This window comes from Rhodoplanes sp. SY1, from assembly GCF_046000175.1.
Taxonomy (GTDB): Bacteria; Pseudomonadota; Alphaproteobacteria; order Rhizobiales; family Xanthobacteraceae; genus Rhodoplanes.
This window is the reverse complement of the sequence record NZ_JBEOMB010000512.1, coordinates 1-586: the sequence shown is the minus strand read 5'-3', so window position 1 is coordinate 586 and position 586 is coordinate 1. Positions and strand designations below refer to the sequence as shown.

Genomic DNA, 586 nt, shown 5'->3' with positions numbered 1-586 from the left:
GCGTGTTGCAGATCGTCGGAGAGTCCGCACGGGCCGCCGGGCTGGTGGGACTTTCATTGGAGGACACGATGAGAGTCGTGCGTTTGTCTTTTGCGACGGGACAGGCGGCCCGCACGACAGACGCATCTGCCGTGAATTGATCCGCCGGTATTTCGTGGGCTTATAGCCTAGCAAATACGGAGCTGACTTTTGGCATTACGGTCGTGATGCATCGAACAGCTCCTGGTCACGCGGCCGGGACCGCAGCATCGGCAGGATCGAGCACAACTCCGCCCTGTTGGACGCCTCTGTCCTCCTCAGGGACGGCTTCGGTCGGGCACCGTCAAAACAATTCGCAATCGACGACCGGGGCTGCTTCGCCGAGCGTGTTGGCGCCGAACTGGCGGACGTTTCCGATGAACCCCTTGATGGCGATCTCCAGCTCCGCCGGCATTTCCTGGAGCTTTCCGGCCGAGGCGCGTGTCGTCGAGGCCAACTCGGCCGTGTCGTTGGCGGCTTTCGAGAGGTCGCGGGCGGCGTCGACCGCGCTCTTCATGTCACCCGACGCAGCGTCGACGCTCTTCGCGATCTCCTCGAGGTCGCCCTG

At 63.5% G+C, this 586-nt stretch carries 1 protein-coding gene; it reads right to left on the bottom strand.

Features of this window, described 5'->3' with window-relative positions; all coding sequences use genetic code 11:
• Positions 1-322: 322 nt before the first annotated feature.
• Positions 323-586, bottom strand: a 264-nt coding sequence (locus tag ABTU92_RS30675; protein WP_408095297.1) for a hypothetical protein, incomplete at its 5' end; no start/stop codon positions are given.